Annotated in this window: 24 protein-coding genes; 15 read left to right on the top strand and 9 right to left on the bottom strand. The window is 62.6% G+C overall.

Annotated features, from left to right (window positions below; all coding sequences use genetic code 11):
* Positions 1 to 168: 168 nt before the first annotated feature.
* Positions 169 to 621, top strand: coding sequence for a GNAT family N-acetyltransferase (locus tag BM234_RS13515; protein WP_092065855.1), 453 nt, complete (start codon positions 169 to 171; stop codon positions 619 to 621).
* A 76-nt stretch (positions 622 to 697) separates the two neighbouring features.
* Positions 698 to 1,468: a FadR/GntR family transcriptional regulator gene (locus tag BM234_RS13510; protein WP_092065853.1), complete on the top strand. Its 771-nt coding sequence runs from the start codon at positions 698 to 700 to the stop codon at positions 1,466 to 1,468.
* 56 nt (positions 1,469 to 1,524) lie between these two features.
* On the opposite strand, the gene BM234_RS13505 is transcribed toward BM234_RS13510, so the two are convergent.
* From BM234_RS13505 to BM234_RS13485, 5 genes are all read right to left on the bottom strand, one after another.
* Entirely contained in the window at positions 1,525 to 2,079 is a 555-nt protein-coding gene (locus tag BM234_RS13505) for a F0F1 ATP synthase subunit B (RefSeq protein WP_092065851.1), read from the bottom strand.
* A 3-nt stretch (positions 2,080 to 2,082) separates the two neighbouring features.
* Positions 2,083 to 2,631 carry a F0F1 ATP synthase subunit B' gene (locus BM234_RS13500; RefSeq protein ID WP_092065849.1) on the bottom strand — a complete coding sequence of 183 codons (549 nt, stop codon included), beginning with the start codon at positions 2,629 to 2,631 and terminating at the stop codon, positions 2,083 to 2,085.
* Positions 2,632 to 2,723: 92 nt separating this feature from the next.
* Positions 2,724 to 2,948 carry a F0F1 ATP synthase subunit C gene (locus BM234_RS13495; RefSeq protein WP_058245700.1) on the bottom strand — a complete coding sequence of 75 codons (225 nt, stop codon included), beginning with the start codon at positions 2,946 to 2,948 and terminating at the stop codon, positions 2,724 to 2,726.
* 78 nt (positions 2,949 to 3,026) lie between these two features.
* Positions 3,027 to 3,803: a F0F1 ATP synthase subunit A gene (locus tag BM234_RS13490; RefSeq protein WP_092065847.1), complete on the bottom strand. Its 777-nt coding sequence runs from the start codon at positions 3,801 to 3,803 to the stop codon at positions 3,027 to 3,029.
* Positions 3,775 to 4,134 (bottom strand): AtpZ/AtpI family protein, encoded by a 360-nt coding sequence (locus BM234_RS13485; RefSeq protein WP_092065845.1) that lies wholly within the window; start codon positions 4,132 to 4,134, stop codon positions 3,775 to 3,777. Before BM234_RS13485 ends, BM234_RS13490 begins: the two co-directional genes overlap by 29 nt.
* A 231-nt stretch (positions 4,135 to 4,365) precedes the next feature.
* On the opposite strand from BM234_RS13485, the gene BM234_RS13480 reads away from it, so the two are divergent.
* Positions 4,366 to 4,695, top strand: a complete 330-nt coding sequence (locus tag BM234_RS13480; protein WP_092065843.1) for an ArsR/SmtB family transcription factor — start codon at positions 4,366 to 4,368, stop codon at positions 4,693 to 4,695.
* Here BM234_RS13480 and BM234_RS13475 read toward each other — a convergent pair.
* Together BM234_RS13475 and BM234_RS13470 are read right to left on the bottom strand one after the other, a co-directional pair.
* On the bottom strand, positions 4,692 to 5,567 hold the full coding sequence (locus tag BM234_RS13475; RefSeq protein WP_245752654.1) for a DMT family transporter: 876 nt from the start codon (positions 5,565 to 5,567) through the stop codon (positions 4,692 to 4,694). The two genes, BM234_RS13480 and BM234_RS13475, sit on opposite strands and share 4 nt — an antisense overlap.
* A gap of 26 nt (positions 5,568 to 5,593) precedes the next feature.
* Positions 5,594 to 6,475, bottom strand: coding sequence for a LysR family transcriptional regulator (locus BM234_RS13470; RefSeq protein WP_092066059.1), 882 nt, complete (start codon positions 6,473 to 6,475; stop codon positions 5,594 to 5,596).
* A 108-nt stretch (positions 6,476 to 6,583) separates the two neighbouring features.
* On the opposite strand from BM234_RS13470, the gene BM234_RS13465 reads away from it, so the two are divergent.
* The 12 genes from BM234_RS13465 to rpmE all read left to right on the top strand — a co-directional run bounded on the left by BM234_RS13465 (position 6,584) and on the right by rpmE (position 14,017).
* Entirely contained in the window at positions 6,584 to 7,168 is a 585-nt protein-coding gene (locus BM234_RS13465; protein WP_092066057.1) for an FMN-dependent NADH-azoreductase, read from the top strand.
* 393 nt (positions 7,169 to 7,561) lie between these two features.
* Positions 7,562 to 9,052, top strand: coding sequence for a signal recognition particle protein (ffh, locus tag BM234_RS13460; RefSeq protein ID WP_092065839.1), 1,491 nt, complete (start codon positions 7,562 to 7,564; stop codon positions 9,050 to 9,052).
* A gap of 94 nt (positions 9,053 to 9,146) precedes the next feature.
* On the top strand, positions 9,147 to 9,704 hold the full coding sequence (locus BM234_RS13455) for a GNAT family N-acetyltransferase (RefSeq protein WP_092065837.1): 558 nt from the start codon (positions 9,147 to 9,149) through the stop codon (positions 9,702 to 9,704).
* Entirely contained in the window at positions 9,701 to 10,213 is a 513-nt protein-coding gene (locus BM234_RS13450; RefSeq protein WP_092065835.1) for a GNAT family N-acetyltransferase, read from the top strand. Before BM234_RS13455 ends, BM234_RS13450 begins: the two co-directional genes overlap by 4 nt.
* On the top strand, positions 10,210 to 10,812 hold the full coding sequence (locus BM234_RS13445) for a GNAT family N-acetyltransferase (RefSeq protein WP_092065833.1): 603 nt from the start codon (positions 10,210 to 10,212) through the stop codon (positions 10,810 to 10,812). The genes BM234_RS13450 and BM234_RS13445 overlap by 4 nt, the downstream gene beginning before the upstream one ends.
* Before the next feature lie 108 nt (positions 10,813 to 10,920).
* Complete coding sequence (locus tag BM234_RS13440; protein WP_092065831.1) at positions 10,921 to 11,217, top strand: chorismate mutase; 297 nt, start codon at positions 10,921 to 10,923, stop codon at positions 11,215 to 11,217.
* Positions 11,218 to 11,266: 49 nt separating this feature from the next.
* The gene (gene rpsP / locus BM234_RS13435) at positions 11,267 to 11,632 is read left to right on the top strand and encodes a 30S ribosomal protein S16 (protein WP_092065829.1); all 366 of its coding nucleotides are present in this window, start codon (positions 11,267 to 11,269) and stop codon (positions 11,630 to 11,632) included.
* Positions 11,633 to 11,690: 58 nt separating this feature from the next.
* A complete protein-coding gene (locus tag BM234_RS17505; protein ID WP_175501272.1) occupies positions 11,691 to 11,834 on the top strand; it encodes a hypothetical protein in 144 nt (47 codons plus the stop codon).
* A complete protein-coding gene (rimM, locus tag BM234_RS13430; protein ID WP_092065827.1) occupies positions 11,831 to 12,331 on the top strand; it encodes a ribosome maturation factor RimM in 501 nt (166 codons plus the stop codon). Before BM234_RS17505 ends, rimM begins: the two co-directional genes overlap by 4 nt.
* A complete protein-coding gene (gene trmD / locus BM234_RS13425) occupies positions 12,331 to 13,131 on the top strand; it encodes a tRNA (guanosine(37)-N1)-methyltransferase TrmD (RefSeq protein ID WP_092065825.1) in 801 nt (266 codons plus the stop codon). Before rimM ends, trmD begins: the two co-directional genes overlap by 1 nt.
* A gap of 269 nt (positions 13,132 to 13,400) precedes the next feature.
* Complete coding sequence (rplS, locus tag BM234_RS13420; protein WP_092065823.1) at positions 13,401 to 13,784, top strand: 50S ribosomal protein L19; 384 nt, start codon at positions 13,401 to 13,403, stop codon at positions 13,782 to 13,784.
* 11 nt (positions 13,785 to 13,795) lie between these two features.
* Entirely contained in the window at positions 13,796 to 14,017 is a 222-nt protein-coding gene (rpmE, locus tag BM234_RS13415; RefSeq protein WP_092065821.1) for a 50S ribosomal protein L31, read from the top strand.
* 75 nt (positions 14,018 to 14,092) lie between these two features.
* On the opposite strand, the gene BM234_RS13410 is transcribed toward rpmE, so the two are convergent.
* A complete protein-coding gene (locus tag BM234_RS13410; RefSeq protein ID WP_092065819.1) occupies positions 14,093 to 14,644 on the bottom strand; it encodes a c-type cytochrome in 552 nt (183 codons plus the stop codon).
* A complete protein-coding gene (locus BM234_RS13405; RefSeq protein ID WP_092065817.1) occupies positions 14,641 to 15,894 on the bottom strand; it encodes a PQQ-dependent sugar dehydrogenase in 1,254 nt (417 codons plus the stop codon). Before BM234_RS13405 ends, BM234_RS13410 begins: the two co-directional genes overlap by 4 nt.
* Positions 15,895 to 16,106: the final 212 nt, after the last annotated feature.

Below are 16,106 nucleotides of genomic sequence, written 5' to 3'. Positions count from 1 at the left end.
GGCGTGGGAGGGTAATCCGAGTCAACCAAAACCACCGGATTTCGCGTTATATGAGCGGTTATCCACAAGATGTTGAATATGGCTGAATGCTTCGGAGCGCGGCAATCTTTCTTGACCTGCCTGTTCTTTGCGCTCCTTATACAGAACAGCAATCAGAACTGACGTGCCATGCATCCAGTTATTACCCTTTCCGATCCCCGTGAGCCGCAGGCATCCGCGCTGCTGCGGTCCAGTCACAACCTGATGGAAAGTCTCTTCCCGCCAGAAGACAACCACTTCCTTTCCATAGAAGCGCTGTGCCGACCTGACATTCTCTTCGTCACCGCCCGCCAGAGCGGTCAGGTGCTCGGCTGTGGGGCCCTGATGATCCGTGAGGGATACGGCGAGCTTAAATCAATGTTCACGACCCCGCCTGCCCGTGGACGAGGGATCGCGGCAGCAGTCCTCAATCGCCTCGAAGACGAGGCCCGCAAACAGGGGATGAGCGCCATTCGCCTTGAGACGGGCGACCTGCTGCACGAGGCGCACCGACTTTATGCGCGCCACGGCTTCCAGCTCTGCGAGCCATTTGGCGACTACGAGGAAAACCCCTCCTCCATCTTCATGGAAAAGTGGCTCTGACGCATCCAACCAATTGACGGCTTGCCGGACGGCCAATGCGGTCATATCTTCTCACCAATATGGCAGAGAGGTGCGGATGACCTTCCGACCCGTTCAATCCGAAAAGCTGTCGACCTCCGTCGTTCGGCAGATCGAACAGCTTATCCTGCGTGGGATTTTGCGCCCGGGAGAGCGTTTGCCGTCAGAGCGTGACCTCGCGGACCGTCTCGCAGTATCCCGGCCCAGCTTGCGGGAGGCCGTCTCGGAGCTGCAATCGCGCGGTCTTCTCACCACACGCGCCGGGTCGGGTGTCTTTGTCGCCGAAGTGCTGGGCAACGCATTTTCCGACGCTTTGGTACAGCTTTTCGCAGGCCACGAAGAAGCGCAATTCGACTATATCTCCTTTCGCCGCGATATGGAGGCGATCTGTGCGGACCGGGCGGCGCGCCTCGCCTCGGATACGGACCTGAAGGTCATCCAGACCGTGTTCGACAAGATGGAAGCCGCCCATTCGGGGCGAAATCCGGAAGAAGACGCGCGGCTGGATGCGCAGTTTCACATGGCCATCGTCGAAGCCAGCCACAACGTCATCCTGCTTCACATGATGCGTTCGATGTTCGATTTGCTGAGGGCGGGGGTTTTCTACAACCGTCAGGCGATGTTCAAGCAACGCACGTCGCGGCTGACCCTGCTGGACCAACACCGCGCGATCAATGATGCGCTACAGGACAGGGATTCCGAAGCCGCCGCAGCCGCCGTGCGCACGCATCTGACCTTTGTGGAGCATTGCCTCGACCTGCAGCGCAGGGCTGAAAAGAATGAAGAGATCGCCCGGCGCAGGCTACAGCACGAAGCCGATACCCGCTGAACGGAAAAAGCCCGGACAAAAAGTCCGGGCTTTTCTATTCGTTGCTAGAGATAGGATCAGTGCAGCTTGGCATCGACCTGAGCGATGGAGTCGTCGATCAGGCGGTCCGAATCCTGCGACGTCATCTGCTTGGCAATCACTTCGCGCGCTGCGGCAATCGCAACAGTGATGGCTTGGTCACGAACCTCGCGGACGGCACCCGCTTCAGCAGCATGGATTTGCTCTTCCGCGGCGGCCAGACGGCGCGCGATGGAGGCCTTGAGGTCCTTCTGCGCTTGAACCGCGGCGGCCTTGGCCTCGTCACGCGCTCCGGCGACGATCCGATCAGCCTGCTCCTGCACATCCTTTTGCTTGCGCTCATAGGACGCCAAAAGCGATTGCGCCTCTTCGCGCAGGGCCCGCGCTGCATCAAGCTCCGACCGGATTCCATCGGCACGCTTGTCCAGCATCCCCATCAGAAGCCCCGGCACCTTGAAGTAGATCAGCACCACGACGAACAACAAGAAGCCCAGCAACACGATGAAATCCGTGTTGTTCAGCGAAAAGAACGGACCGCTTGCCGCAAAGGCCGGCGAGGCGGCGGTGGCGAGTAGAAGTGCCAGAATGCGCATCGCTTATCCTTTCAACCGGTCGTCGACGGCGGCGTTGATCGCCTGTTCGTCGGTTTGCGCGCCAAGGGCGCGAACGATCTCCCGAGCGGTGTCCCGTGCGACGATCTGGACGCTTTCCAGAGCGCTCTTCCGGATCTCGGAAATCGCAGCCTCGGATTCGGCTGTCTTCGCGGCGATATCGGCATCCGCCTCCGCGATGGACCGGTCCAGCTCCGCCTGAATTTCCGCGCGCGTTTCCGCGGCGATCTTCTGGGCTTCGGCCCGTGCATCGGCCAGCGCCTTGTCGTAGGCCGCTTCGGCCTCCTGCGCTTGTGCCTTCAGATCGTCTGCGGCCGCAATATCATTGGTAATCGTGCCTTGCCGCTCTGCCAGAACCGCGGAAATCCGCGGCAAAGCAATACGGGCAAGCAGGAAGTAGATCACGACAAGCGTGACCAGCAGCCAAAAGATCTGGTTCGGGAACCAGTCAAAGCAAAGCTGCGGCAGGCCTATGGCACTGCCCGTGGGGCCCACGCAGGAGCCGACCACTTCCGTTGTCGTTTCGGTCGCCATGTCGTCGTACTCCTACCGGAACCTATCTTAACTCCATCGGGCGGCCGGGTCACCCCGGCCCGCCCGGGCGTAAGGATCTGGTTACCGCTGGATCAGACGGCGAACATCAGCAGGAGCGCGATGAGGAACGAGAAGATCCCGAGCGCTTCTGCGAAGGCGATGCCGATGAAGAGGGTCGCGGTCTGGGACGCGGCTGCCGAAGGGTTGCGCAGAGCGCCGGCAAGGAAGTTGGCAGCAACGTTGCCGACCCCGAGAGCTGCGATGCCCGTGCCGAGACCTGCAATGCCTGCGCCGATGTGTGCGAGTTGACCTTCCATGGGTGTATCTCCTTACGATTGGAAGTTTTCGAATATGATGTGGCGGGTCCGAAGGGGGCGTACCCCCTCAGGCTACGATCAGTGTGAGGGGTGCAACGCGTCCTTGAGATAGACGCATGTCAGGATGGTGAACACGTAGGCCTGAATGAAGGCGACCAGTACCTCGAGCCCGTAGAGCGCTGTGACCGCCAGAACCGAAAGCGGCGCGATGGCGGCAATCGCGGCGAAGCCCGCGAAAACCTTGATCACCGCGTGGCCCGCCATGACGTTGCCAGCAAGACGAATGGAGTGGCTCACCGGGCGCACAAAGTAGGAAATCACCTCGATGATGGCCAGAACCGGACGAAGGGCGAGCGGCGCGGAAGAGACCCAGAAGAGCCCCAGAAACGCGCTCCCGTTCTTGACGAAGCCGATCACCGTCACACTGATGAACACGGCCAACGCCAGAACCGCTGTCACGGCGATATGCGATGTCGTGGTGAAGGCGGTCGGGATCAGCCCGAGGAAGTTGGCCACCACGATGAACATGAACAGCGACATGATATAAGGGAAATACTTGACCCCGTCCTTGCCGGCGATGTCCTCGACCATCTTGTAGATGAAGCCATAGGCCAGTTCGGCAATCGACTGCGACCGGTTGGGGATCACGGCGCGCGAGCGGGTGCCCAGAATGAGGATCGCACCGATCACGAGCACGGTGATGGCCATCCACAGGGTCACGTTCGTGGGCGTGTACCAATGCACGGCACCGTCGCCAAAGAGCGGCTTCACGATGAACTGATCCATCGGGTGAAATGCCAGCCCGCCCTCTGCGGCGTGCCCTGCCTCAGCGTGTCCCGTCGTTTCCGTCGCCATGCGCCCCGGCCCTCTTGTCCTCTGCGGCCTCAGCCGCCAGTTTCTCCTGCACCTCCTGCGCGCTCCGCATCATCGTTTTGACACCGGCGGCGAGGCCCAAAAATATAAACAGCACCATGAGAAAGGGAGTCGTGCCGAAAAACCGGTCGAGCCCGTATCCGATGCCGAAACCGATCCCAAGACCGGCCACAAGTTCCGTCACCATCCGCCAGGCAAGGTTCGCCTGAGAATAGTGTTCATCCGCGCGTGGCGTTGGCGCTTGCGCGGCTTTCGCGGCCGCGATCTTCGCCTCCAGATCGGCCATGCGCTCATCAATGCGCGGGTCGGCCATGTCTCTTTGCCCCACGGGTTGGTTGGCGCTAGTGCTATGCGCGGGGGGGGACCGAGTCAAGCGCCCCGACGCCGCGCCCACGCGAAGACTAGGTCACTGTTTTAAAACGAAAATCTTCGCAACCAATCCTCCGCACCCAAATGGTCGCAGGCCATGTTGGGGGGCAAAAGCGACGTGGAGCATATTCAACCGAATGGTTGACGATTGCGGCGGGTCCGGTCACCAAGAGGCATGAGCGACGATCTCGACACCGTCTTTGCGGCCCTCGCCGACCCGACCCGCCGCGCGATCCTGTCGATGCTGCTGGAGGATGACATGGCCGTCACGGATGTGGCGGAACCCTTCAAGATCTCTTTGGCCGCCATTTCCAAGCACCTCGGGATACTAACCCGCGCGGGCCTCATCACCCAAGAGAAACGGGGGCGGGTGAAGTGGTGCAAGCTGGAGCCTGATGCGCTTCGCGATGCCTCTGTCTGGATGCAGGGCTTTGGGCAGTTCGAACCGATCAACCTCGACGCGTTCGAACGCTTCCTGGCCCGGGAACTGGACGCCGGGTCCTAGCTTTTGCGCGGCACCGCCTGAGGGCTTTCATCCTTGAGCAGCAAGAGCAGCGCACCAATCGTCAACGCCACCCCGACAAGCACGAGCGCGGGCGGTCCGCCGTGGCGCATCGCAAGCTCCCACCCGATGACCCATGTGGGCACAAGATAAGTATAGGCCATGACCTTGGACGACGGGAGCCGCAGCGCCGCGTATTGCAAAAGCACAAAGGTCATCGCGCTGGCAAAGACGGCCACATAGATCAGTGTGATCCAGACGATCGGCGGCAGCGCCAGCCAATCGGTATCAAGGATCGCCGGCATCCCGACGATCGTCAGCAGGACAAAGGCCGTGACCAGAACCGCAAAGGAAAACGGCAACGCCGGCTCCCCCCGGTTCAGCCGTGGCACCAGCGGTGTATAGATAGAGTGGCACAGGACACCGATGAAATAGATCGCCTCGCCCCGCCCGATCTCAAACGCGAGCAGCCGCGACAGTTCCGCTTCGAAAATCACCCAGAGCGCCCCCGCCGCCCCGATCAACAGCCCCGCCGCGATGCGCAGCGTCGTGATCTGATGCATCAGCAACCAGCCGAACCCTGCCGCCATGACCGGGGTGAGCGTAAAGATCGCCGCCGCCTGCACCGGCCGCGCGGTTTTCAGCCCCTGAAACATCAGCGCGAAATAGGCGGCGAAAAGCGCGCCAAGCACCAGGAACCGCCATGGCGCTCGGTAATGCGCCCGCTGGAACCCGCCCGTCGCCAAGACCGCAACCCCAAGCAGCAGGCCCGCGATCAAGAAGCGCAAGGCATTGATCGCCAACGGATCGACCAGCGGCGCCGCAAGCGCGCCGAGGGAAAACGATCCCGCCACCAGCAGGGAGAATGTCAGCATCGCCAGATGCCCGCGGCTGCCTTCGGTCACGGAATGGACCACGTCTTGGCTTCGGCCTTCAGGAAGTCGAGGAACGTTTGCACCTTGATGGTCCGGTGCAGGTCCACATGGGTTACCAGCCAGAGTTGCGCGGACCATTCCTCCCGCGCCGGGCTGACCTGTTCCAGATCCCCGATCTCACCCTCGCCCCAGATCGGCATGAAGCCGATCCCGACACCCGCCCGGACAGCTTCTTGCAGCGCCTGCTCTTCGGAGGAGCGAAAGACGATACTTTCCTCCGGCACGTTCTCCCAGAGCCAACGGTGAAACGGCGCGCGGGTGGCACGATCATCCACGGTGACGAAGCGATGCTTGGCATAATCCTCAACCTGTTCGGGCCGCCCGAATTCCGCCACATAAGCGGGGCTGGCGAACAGGGCATGGTGCTGGGTAATGAACGGCTGCACCACATTGTCCGGCTGATCGGGGGCGCGGCCCGCGCGGATCGCCACATGCGCCTCGCCATACTCCAGACGGAAAAGCCGGGTGCCGGTCAGGAACCGGACGATAAGTTCGGGATGCTCCGCGCGAAATCGTGCGAGCACCGGGGCGAGCAAAGGCGACAACTGGCTGAGCGAGGTCACGACCAACTCGCCGCCCACGGATTCGCCGCGTCCCTTGATACGGCCCGCCAACTGGCTGAATTGGTCATCCGTCGTCTGCGCAACGCGCATCAGGTCCTGACCCGCCTCCGTGGCGGTGTATCCGCGGGCGTGCCGCTGAAAGAGCTTGACGCCCAACCGCTGTTCAAGCGCATCCACGTGCCGGATGACGGTCGCGTGATGAACCCCGAGCACCTCGGCGGCGCCACTCACCGTCCCCAGACGCGCGACCTGATAGGCCGTGCGGATTTCATCCCAGTTGTCCATGGATCTCACTGTGCGCTGACAAACATTTCCTGTGGGAAGATGCGGATTGCGTTGGAAAATGCAAGGACCATTTGTGGGGCAACCTATAGCAAACAAAATGAGCCTCCGATGACCAAGACCATCCTCCGCCTCGATGCTTCCGCCCGCCGCGAAAACTCCGTAACGCGGGAGCTTTCGGGTGCCATCACCGAGCGTCTCGGCGCGGACCGTGTGATCCACCGCGATCTGGCCCAGACGCCCCTGCCCCAGCTTGACGAGGCATGGGTGGGTGCCAATTTCACCCCCGCCGACCAGCGTGACGATGCGCAAAAGGCCGCCCTGGCCCTGTCCGATAGCCTGATTGAGGAATTGCGCGCAGCCGACGTGATCGTCATCGGCGTGCCGATCTACAACTTCGGGGCCCCTGCGGCGCTCAAGGCTTGGGTCGATCTCGTGGCCCGCGCGGGTGTGACGTTCCGCTATACCGACGAAGGCCCCAAAGGTCTGCTCGACGGCAAGCGCGCGATCCTCGCTGTCGCGTCGGGGGGTGTTGGCGCAGGGTCCGAGGTTGATTTCGCCTCCAACTACATGCGCCACGTGCTTGGCTTCATCGGTGTCACGGATGTGGACATCGTCGCCGCCGACCGGATGGCGCTGGATCCCGAAGGCACGCTGAATGCCGCGCGCCAACAGGTCGCCGACCTCGCCGCCTGATCGGCCCCACCCCCGCCCGCCCGGCGGCACGTCCTCACCTCCACACTATCTGTCCGCCGGTCGGGGCAACCCGCCGGCGGATTTTCGAATCTCCCTCGGCTCCGATGTCTGTGCCCCAGTTCGTGCAGCGCATTGGGCGCCATGGCCCCGCCCAAGCGCCTGCTTCGCTTGACTCGCCCGCCGCTGCCGTCTACACGCGCATCCAATTCCCGGAAGTGAAATTGCTTCCGGTCCCATGGGCATAGCCCGGGATCGACCTCCGTCAGCGCGTTGCGCCCACGGGGGCACTCGGCGTTTGGCACGTCGTCCCGGTTTGCGCATGGTTTGTGGAACGCACCGCTTACCCCTATCTTTGGGGCGGGCTCATCGAAACCGGCTGAGGAGGCCGAGGGCATGTTTGAAAATCTATCCGAACGTCTCTCCGGCGTCTTTGACCGGCTGACGAAACAAGGCGCGCTGAGCGAGGAGGACGTCAAGACGGCCCTCCGCGAGGTGCGCGTGGCCTTGCTCGAAGCGGACGTCTCGCTTCCCGTGGCGCGCGATTTTGTCAAGGCGGTACAGGGCAAGGCAACCGGTCAGTCCGTGACCCGCTCCGTCACGCCGGGCCAGCAGGTCGTCAAGATCGTCCATGACGAGTTGATCCACGTCCTGTCCGGCAGCGAAGACCCCGGCAAGCTCAAGATCGACAACCCGCCCGCACCGATCCTGATGGTCGGCCTTCAGGGCTCGGGCAAGACGACCACGACCGCCAAGCTCGCCAAGCGGCTCAAGGATCGCGACGGCAAGCGCGTGCTCATGGCCTCGCTCGACGTGAATCGCCCCGCCGCGATGGAACAGCTACAGATTCTGGGCCTCCAGATCGGCGTGGATACCCTCCCCATCGTCAAGGGTGAGGATCCCGTCACCATCGCCAAGCGCGCCAAGACCCAAGCGGCGCTCGGCGGCTACGATGTCTATATGCTCGACACGGCCGGACGGCTGCACATCGATCAGGAGTTGATCGCTCAGGCCGCTGCGGTCCGCGATGCGGTCGCGCCGCGCGAAACCCTCCTCGTGGTTGACGGCCTCACCGGTCAGGATGCCGTGAACGTCGCGACCGAGTTCGACGACAAGATCGGCGTCTCCGGCGTGGTCCTGACCCGGATGGACGGTGACGGGCGCGGCGGCGCGGCGCTCTCCATGCGGGCGGTCACCGGCAAACCCATCCGCTTCGTCGGCCTCGGCGAGAAGATGGACGCCATCGAGACCTTTGAGCCGGAACGTATCGCCGGCCGTATCCTCGGCATGGGCGATATCGTCAGCCTCGTGGAAAAGGCGCAAGCCACGCTGGAGGTCGAACAGGCCGAGCGCATGATGAAGCGCTTCTCCAAGGGCCAGTTCAACATGAACGACCTGCGCACCCAGCTTGAGCAGATGATGAAGATGGGCGGCATGCAGGGCATGATGTCCATGCTGCCCGGCGCGGCCAAGATGCAAAAACAGATGGAAGGCTCCGGCGTCGACGACAAGATGCTGGTCCGCCAGATCGCCCTCATCCAGTCGATGACCAAGAAAGAGCGCGCCAACCCCCAGATCCTGCAGGCCTCGCGCAAGAAACGCATCGCCAAGGGTGCGGGGCTTGAGGTCGCGGAATTGAACAAGCTGCTCAAGATGCACCGCCAGATGTCCGACGTGATGAAGAAGATGGGCAAGGGCGGGATGCTGAAACAGGCCATGAAGGGCATGTTTGGCAAGGGCGGAAATCCCTCCCCCGAAGACATGGCGCAGGGCATGGACCCCAAGGCGCTGGAAAAGGCCGCGCGCCAGATGGGCGGCGGCCTGCCCGGTCTCGGCGGCCCCGGCGGCCTGCCCCCCGGCCTGAGCGGTTTCGGCCGCAAGAAGTGATCCACCGCGCCGCATATCCGGCCGCCCGCCTCGGGCGTCTTTCCGGCACGGGCAGCCCCCGTGCCGCGCGGCGGTGCGTCCTCCGGGGTGCGGCATGACCTCCGCGCCGCGCTATCCCGTGCTCGAAACAGAGCGTCTCCTGCTCGCCTCCCCGGCGGAGCCGGATTTCGACGCCGTTGCGCAATATCTCATGCCCGGCGCGCCGACCTTCATCGACGCCGCCGATGACAAGGACGCGCTTTGGTGGTCGCTCGCCACGATGATCGGCCATTGGCATCTGCGCGGCTACGGCCATTTTGCCGTGTTCGAAAAGGAAAGCGGCGTCAACATCGGGTTGATCGGCCCATGGTTCCCCCAAGGTTGGCCCGAGCCAGAGCTTGCATGGCAATTGCTGCGCGGCTTTGACGGGCGCGGCTATGCGACGGAGGCCTCCCGCGGGGTGCTCCACTGGCTCTACCGCGAGAAGAAGTGGGTTTCGGTGATTTCGCTCATCGCCGATGACAATCACGCATCCGTCGCGCTTGCCTGCCGCCTCGAAGCGGAGCCCGAGGATATCTTCAGCCATCCGCTGGTCGGCGATGTGCGCATCTGGCGCCATCATCGCGACCGGCATGAGGCATGGTACAAGGCACAGGAGGCGCGCGCCAAATGACGCTCCGTATTCCTGTACTAGAGACCGAACGCCTGATCCTGCGCGCCCCCCGCGAAGAGGATTTTGAGGCTTTCGCCGCCTTTGCCCAATCGCCGCGCAACGTCTTTGTCGGTGGGATCGCCCCGCGTTTCGACGCTTGGCGCGGCTTTCTGTCGGGCCTCGGTCACTGGGCCTTGCGCGGCTATGGCTTCTTCGTGGTCGAAGTGCGCGAAACCGGCGCGGTCGCGGGCCGGGTGGGTCTTTGCTATCACGACGGCTGGCCGGAACCGGAAATCGGCTGGATCATCTTTGACGGGTTCGAGGGGCATGGCTATGCTCATGAGGCCGCTCTGGCCGCGCGGGGCTGGGCCGCGCGCGCGCTTGGGATGACGCGCCTCATCAGCCTGATCGACCCCGACAACCACCGCTCGGAAGCGTTGGCCCGGCGGCTCGGCGCGGTGCCCGAAGCTGACTGGACCATCGAGGACAAGCATGTGCGCATCTGGCGCCACCCCGAGGTGGCGCCATGAGCATCGACATCCCCGTTCTGGAAACCCGGCGGCTCGTCCTGCGGGGCCCCGAGCCGGACGATTACCCGAACTTCAAGGCGACCTTCTCCTCCTACCGCTCGCGGTTCATGGGCGGCCCGCTCAATGCCTATGAGGCGTGGATGCTCTATGCCGCCGAGATCGGCCATTGGGAAATCCGGGGTTTCGGCATGTGGATGATTCACGACCGCGAAACCGAACGGACCCTCGGCATGGCGGGCGGATGGTTCCCGGCGAAATGGCCGGAGCGCGAGCTTGCCTGGATCATCTGGCCCGATGTGGCGGGTCGCGGGATCGCGCTGGAGGCGACGAATGCCTGCCGCCACTTCTACTACGAGAAGATGGGGTGGGACGGCGCCGTGAGCTACATCGACCCCAAGAACCTCGATTCCATCCGGCTGGCCGAACGTCTTGGCGCGGTGCGGGATACATCGGCGGCCTCCGTCGATGGCAATGACGTGGTCTATCGCCATCCCGCGCCAGCAGCGTTGCGGTCGGGACAGATCGCCGACGGCATCGCGATGGAGATCGCCAACTACATCGATCCGCTCTTTACGCCGAAGGGGATGCCCCTTGACTGAGTTCCGCCCGATCCACCCCAAGCTGTTGATATGCCAGGGAGTCATACAAATGTCATACGCGAGTCATACGCATGTCATACCCCCCTTTTCGGCATGGGGGGCCCCGGCATGAGCGATCAGGTAAGCCGCGCCGCGAGCCTTCTCAAGGAGCACCGCGAGAGCATCGACCGGCTGGACGCAATCCTCGTCTACACCCTTGGCGAGCGGTTCAAGCACACTCAGGCCGTGGGAAAACTCAAGGCCGAGCACGACCTTCCCCCGTCCGATCACGCGCGCGAAGCCGCGCAGATCGCGCGGCTAGAAGACCTGGCGAAACGGGCTGATCTCGACCCGGAATTTGCCAAGGCTTTCCTGAACTTCATCATTCAGGAAGTCATCCAACACCACGAGAAACACCAAGCCTGACAGGCGGGCAACACCCCGCCAAGCCACTGACCTCAAAAGGAGAAACACCATGGCTATCAAACTTCGTCTCGCGCGCGGCGGCTCCAAGAAGCGCCCCTTCTACCGCATCGTCGTCTCCGACAGCCGCATGCCGCGTGACGGCCGCTACATCGAGCGCGTCGGCACCTATAACCCGCTCCTCGCCAAGGACAACGAAGAGCGCGTGTCGATGGACATGGAGCGCGTGCAGCACTGGCTCGACAAGGGCGCCCAGCCCACCGACCGCATCTCCCGCTTCCTCGAAGCGGCTGGCGTGATCGCCAAGAAAGAGCGCGCCAACCTCAAGAAGGGCGAGCCCGGCGACAAAGCCAAATCGCGCGCCGAAGAAAAGGCCGCCAAAGCAGCCGAACCCGCGACCGAAGAATCCGCGGAATAAGTCGCGCATCGGCCGGTCCCGCCCCGCGCGGGACCGGCCCATTTTTCAAGGCAGATCCATGTTCGGCCTCATTCGTCTCGTAATTTTTGTGCTTCTCGCCTTTACCGTCGGCATGTTCTACGAACGCCAGCAGGCGGCGGAGCGTTGCGGCGATCTTGGCGGGCGCATGGCTGCAGGTCTTTGCGTCGGAGTGGGATCATGAGCGACAAGGTCGTTGTCGGAAGTATAGCCGGGGCCTTCGGGGTGCGCGGCGAGGTACGTATCAAAAGCTATTGCGCCGACCCGTCCGCCATAGCCGATTACAACCCGCTCACGCTTGAGAACGGTCGCGTCCTGACCCTGACACTGCTTCGCCCCGTCAAGGGCGGCTATGCGGTGCGCCTGTCGGGCGTGGCGACGAAGGAAGAGGCCGATGCCCTGCGCGGGGCCGAGCTTCTGACCGAGCGGGAACGCCTCCCCTCTCTTCCCGATGATGAATATTATCATGCTGATCTCATTGGCCTTTCCGTGCTCGATACCGGCGGAGAAGAGCTTGGCCATGTGAAATCCGTGCAGAACAACGGTGCGGACGATCTGTTGGAGGTCCACGGCCCGGGTCTGTCGACCACAGTGTTTGTCCCATTCACCAAGGCCGTGGTGCCAACCATCGACCTTACGGCCCGACGTATTGTGATCGACCCGCCCGAAGGGCTGTTCTGATGGCCGACAAGCCCGGCAAATCCCACGGGCGGCTTGCCATCCGGCCCTCGATCAAGCCGCAGGAACTGATTACGCCCACGCCGCAACTGCACGGCGCATGGACGGCCAAGGTCATCACCTTGTTCCCTGATCTGTTTCCGGGCGTCCTCGGCGGCTCGCTCACGGGAAAGGCGCTTCAAGAGGGGCTTTGGCAGCTCGAAACGATTGACCTGCGCGAATTTGGCGATGGCAAGCACCGCAATGTCGACGATACCCCTGCGGGCGGCGGTGCGGGCATGGTGCTGCGTCCCGACGTCGTTGGCCGCGCCTTCGATGCCGCGCGGGACGGCGCACGCGGGATCTGGCCCGTGCTTTACATGTCGCCCAGAGGCCGACCAATGGATCAGGCCTTGATGCGCTCTCTGAGCGAAGCCGACGGGGTGACCATCCTCTGTGGGCGCTTTGAGGGCGTGGATCAGCGGGTGCTCGATCACTACGATGTTCTGGAGGTCTCGCTCGGCGATTTCATCCTGACGGGTGGAGAGATTGCGGCTCAGGCCTTGATCGATGCGACAGTGCGACTGCGCCCCGGGGTCTTGGGCAACGCTCAGAGCACCGAGGCGGAGAGCTTCTCCAATGGGTTGCTGGAGCATCCGCAATATACCCGCCCCGCCGAATGGCAGGGCCGCGCGATCCCCGAAGTGCTCATGTCCGGGCACCATGGCAAGATCGACGCATGGCGACGCGCCCAGTCCGAAGGCCTCACCCGTGCCCGCCGCCCCGATCTCTGGGCCGCGCATGAGGCACGCTCCAAGGGCTGAAACCCCTTGCCAGACTGACCCATCTTGGATATCAGCGCCCCAGCCTGAGCGGGAAACCGAGTCGGGTATCTTTGTTTTGTCCGCTCCCATCCATCGCGGGCCTCTTCTGATCGCAGATCCGGGCGCATGAGGGCAAAGCAGGGACACAAGAAGGAACGACGACCTGATCTCTGGCGGGCTCGCATTGGCGGGGACCCGGAAGAAGACCGAGAGCTCTGAGGCGCGCAGAACTTTGCGGGATAAACCGCAAGCAGCATAGGAGAGATCAGATGGACCTGATCGCGACACTGGAGGCAGAACAGATCGCCTCCCTCGGGAAAGACATTCCCGACTTCAAGGCCGGCGACACGATCCGCGTCGGCTACAAGGTGACCGAAGGCACACGCAGCCGCGTACAGAACTACGAGGGCGTTTGCATCAGCCGTAAGAACGGCGATGGCGTTGCCGGATCTTTCACCGTTCGCAAGATTTCCTTCGGTGAAGGTGTGGAGCGTATTTTCCCGCTCTACTCGACCAACATCGAAAGCATCACCGTAGTGCGCCGTGGCCGTGTGCGTCGCGCCAAGCTCTACTATCTGCGTGAGCGTCGCGGCAAGTCCGCACGGATCGCAGAGGTCACAAACTACAAGCCCAAATCTGGCGCCGAAGCGTAAGGACCGGACTGATGAAAAAAGACATCCATCCCGATTACCACGTCATCGACGTCAAGATGACCGATGGCACCATTGTCCAGATGCGCTCCACCTACGGGTCCGAAGGCGATACGCTGTCGCTCGACATCGACCCCTCGGTGCACCCTGCCTGGACCGGCGGCAACTCGCGCCTGATGGACACCGGCGGCCGCGTGTCGAAGTTCAAGAAGAAATACGAAGGTCTCGGTTTCTGAGACCCTTTCGGGTCGACGGATCCGATTGTTTCGACAAAGCGCGCCCCTTGGGCGCGCTTTTTTCGTTCCGGGTCGTCATTCCGCCGTCAGGTCGATGGCGGCATACCAATCGGCCACAGCCCGCATTTCGGCATCGCTGAGTCCCTTGGCAATTTCCGACATGACCGCATGCTCCCGCTTGCCGATCCGAAAGGCCTTGAGCTGCGTGACGATATAGATGTTCGGCTCTCCCGCGAGGTTGGGCGCATCTTCGGCGACCGCGATACCGTCGACCCCGTGGCAAGCTGTGCAAAGCTCCGGTGCGTCCTCCTCTGGGGCAGTCAGGGTCGCAGTGACATTCTGTGCGGCATACCAATCGGCGACATCCGCGATTTGCTGTTCGGAAAGGCCGGCCGCCACCACCGACATCATCTCGTGTTCCCTCGCACCCGTCTTGAAGGCCAGAAGTTGGGCCTGCAGATAGGCCGCTGGCTCACCGCCAATGTTGGGGGCAATGGGAATGGCAGCGATCCCGTCAAGACCGTGACAGGTGCGGCACTGCCCGGCCACCTTCCTGCCTGCCTCCTGTGCGGGGAGTGGCCCGGCGAGCAGAAGCCCGCCGAGCACGATGCCAAGTACCCGCCTCATTCGCCGTAGCTTATCCGGTAGATTGCACCGGCAAGGTCATCGGAGACGAGGATTGACCCATCCCGAAGCTCCGCCACGGCGGCAGGCCGCCCGAGATATTCGCCGTTCTCGTCAAGCCAACCTTCGGCAAAAGGCTTCGACGTGGCGTTCCCCTCGTCGTCGATCATGGTGACCATCACGCGCGCTCCGACTGGCGTCGTCCGGTTCCACGATCCATGTTGGGCCGAGAAAATGGCGTTCTTGTACTCACTGGGGAACATGTTCCCGTCATAGAACTCCATCCCGAGATCCGCTGCGTGGGCCGTCATTTCCACTGCGGGCATCACGACATCCGCGGGCACTTCTTCGCCCTTGTATTCGTTCGTCCGCACATCCCCGCCGCCATACCAAGGGAAGCCAAAATTCTGGCCTGCTTCCGTCTGGCGATTGATCTCGCCCGGCGGGATGTCATCGCCCATGCCGTCAACCTGATTGTCGGTGAACCAAAGCTCGCCGGTCTCCGGGTGGAAATCATGCCCGACCGAATTGCGGATGCCGCGCGTATAGACCTCTCGCCCGGTGCCGTCGGTGTTCAGTCGGATCATGCCGCCGATGCCCCACTCACTATAGAGATCCAGCTTCTCGGCGGCCGGCACGTTGAAAGGTTGCCCGAGGGAGATATAGATCTTGCCGTCCGGGCCGATCTTGCAAACGCGCGCGGAGTGGTTGAAGCTCTCTTCAGCCGGCGGGATCAACTCGCCCTGTGGGACCAGTTCAAACGCGGCCACGTCAGGACTTTCATAGAAGAATTCCGCCGCAGGGAAGAGCAGCACGCGGTTCTGCTCCGCGATATAGAGGAATCCGTCGGGGCTGAAGCAGGGACCGTTTGGAATGGTGAAGGTGAGCGACGGAGCGAAATCCTTTACCTCATCGGCGACGCGGTCCTTGTTGCGATCCGTCACGGCCCAGACCTTGTCCTTGCGGGTGCCGACAAAGGTCACGATGCCTTGGGGGCCAACAGCCATGTGCCGCGCGTCCGGGACCACGGCGTAAAGCTCAATTTTGAACCCATCTGGAAGGGTTATCCGTTCAAGCGTCCGCTTGATCCCTTCGGCATAGTCACCCCCCTGTTCGATCACTTGAAAATCCCGGGTACCGGTGCTTTGGAAATTCCCGAGTTTCTCCAGGTTGTCCGGAACGTCCGGCGATTGCGCAACGGCACAGCCGCTCGCAACGATAGCCACCGCTGCGGCGATGAAAGTGTTTTTCATGATGTCCTCCCGAAACTTCTTGGCCTTTCGGCAAGACCGATCCTGCGGGGCGTCTTCCCTTGCGTCAATAGGCTTGCATCATCCTTAAGTTGTAACTGCAGGTGCAGCAATTCGGCCACCTCGGTAGCTTGATCCGGGCATTCCGCTTTTCCTGCAGGCCGTAGCACAATAGAACCAGTGGCAAGAAAACGCTGATCTGAACGGCGAGCAAC

This window comes from Poseidonocella pacifica (genome assembly GCF_900111875.1).
Classification (GTDB): domain Bacteria; phylum Pseudomonadota; class Alphaproteobacteria; order Rhodobacterales; family Rhodobacteraceae; genus Poseidonocella; species Poseidonocella pacifica.
The sequence above is the reverse complement of the archived record's forward strand: the minus strand, read 5'-3'. Positions and strand labels throughout refer to the sequence as shown.

Bases quoted from the DNA above. Each gene is read 5' to 3' on its own strand.
- trmD (WP_092065825.1), top strand. From the start codon at position 12,331: ATGGCCGACAAGCCCGGCAAATCCCACGGGCGGCTTGCCATCCGGCCC.
- rpsP (WP_092065829.1), top strand. From the start codon at position 11,267: ATGGCTATCAAACTTCGTCTCGCGCGCGGCGGCTCCAAGAAGCGCCCC.
- BM234_RS13470 (WP_092066059.1), bottom strand. From the start codon at position 6,475: ATGGACAACTGGGATGAAATCCGCACGGCCTATCAGGTCGCGCGTCTG.
- rimM (WP_092065827.1), top strand. From the start codon at position 11,831: ATGAGCGACAAGGTCGTTGTCGGAAGTATAGCCGGGGCCTTCGGGGTG.
- BM234_RS13445 (WP_092065833.1), top strand. From the start codon at position 10,210: ATGAGCATCGACATCCCCGTTCTGGAAACCCGGCGGCTCGTCCTGCGG.
- BM234_RS13440 (WP_092065831.1), top strand. From the start codon at position 10,921: ATGAGCGATCAGGTAAGCCGCGCCGCGAGCCTTCTCAAGGAGCACCGC.
- rplS (WP_092065823.1), top strand. From the start codon at position 13,401: ATGGACCTGATCGCGACACTGGAGGCAGAACAGATCGCCTCCCTCGGG.
- BM234_RS13465 (WP_092066057.1), top strand. From the start codon at position 6,584: ATGACCAAGACCATCCTCCGCCTCGATGCTTCCGCCCGCCGCGAAAAC.
- BM234_RS17505 (WP_175501272.1), top strand. From the start codon at position 11,691: ATGTTCGGCCTCATTCGTCTCGTAATTTTTGTGCTTCTCGCCTTTACC.
- BM234_RS13480 (WP_092065843.1), top strand. From the start codon at position 4,366: ATGAGCGACGATCTCGACACCGTCTTTGCGGCCCTCGCCGACCCGACC.
- rpmE (WP_092065821.1), top strand. From the start codon at position 13,796: ATGAAAAAAGACATCCATCCCGATTACCACGTCATCGACGTCAAGATG.
- BM234_RS13515 (WP_092065855.1), top strand. From the start codon at position 169: ATGCATCCAGTTATTACCCTTTCCGATCCCCGTGAGCCGCAGGCATCC.
- BM234_RS13500 (WP_092065849.1), bottom strand. From the start codon at position 2,631: ATGGCGACCGAAACGACAACGGAAGTGGTCGGCTCCTGCGTGGGCCCC.
- BM234_RS13510 (WP_092065853.1), top strand. From the start codon at position 698: ATGACCTTCCGACCCGTTCAATCCGAAAAGCTGTCGACCTCCGTCGTT.
- BM234_RS13490 (WP_092065847.1), bottom strand. From the start codon at position 3,803: ATGGCGACGGAAACGACGGGACACGCTGAGGCAGGGCACGCCGCAGAG.
- BM234_RS13455 (WP_092065837.1), top strand. From the start codon at position 9,147: ATGACCTCCGCGCCGCGCTATCCCGTGCTCGAAACAGAGCGTCTCCTG.
- BM234_RS13450 (WP_092065835.1), top strand. From the start codon at position 9,701: ATGACGCTCCGTATTCCTGTACTAGAGACCGAACGCCTGATCCTGCGC.
- BM234_RS13405 (WP_092065817.1), bottom strand. From the start codon at position 15,894: ATGAAAAACACTTTCATCGCCGCAGCGGTGGCTATCGTTGCGAGCGGC.
- BM234_RS13475 (WP_245752654.1), bottom strand. From the start codon at position 5,567: ATGCTGACATTCTCCCTGCTGGTGGCGGGATCGTTTTCCCTCGGCGCG.
- BM234_RS13495 (WP_058245700.1), bottom strand. From the start codon at position 2,948: ATGGAAGGTCAACTCGCACACATCGGCGCAGGCATTGCAGGTCTCGGC.
- ffh (WP_092065839.1), top strand. From the start codon at position 7,562: ATGTTTGAAAATCTATCCGAACGTCTCTCCGGCGTCTTTGACCGGCTG.
- BM234_RS13485 (WP_092065845.1), bottom strand. From the start codon at position 4,134: ATGGCCGACCCGCGCATTGATGAGCGCATGGCCGATCTGGAGGCGAAG.
- BM234_RS13410 (WP_092065819.1), bottom strand. From the start codon at position 14,644: ATGAGGCGGGTACTTGGCATCGTGCTCGGCGGGCTTCTGCTCGCCGGG.
- BM234_RS13505 (WP_092065851.1), bottom strand. From the start codon at position 2,079: ATGCGCATTCTGGCACTTCTACTCGCCACCGCCGCCTCGCCGGCCTTT.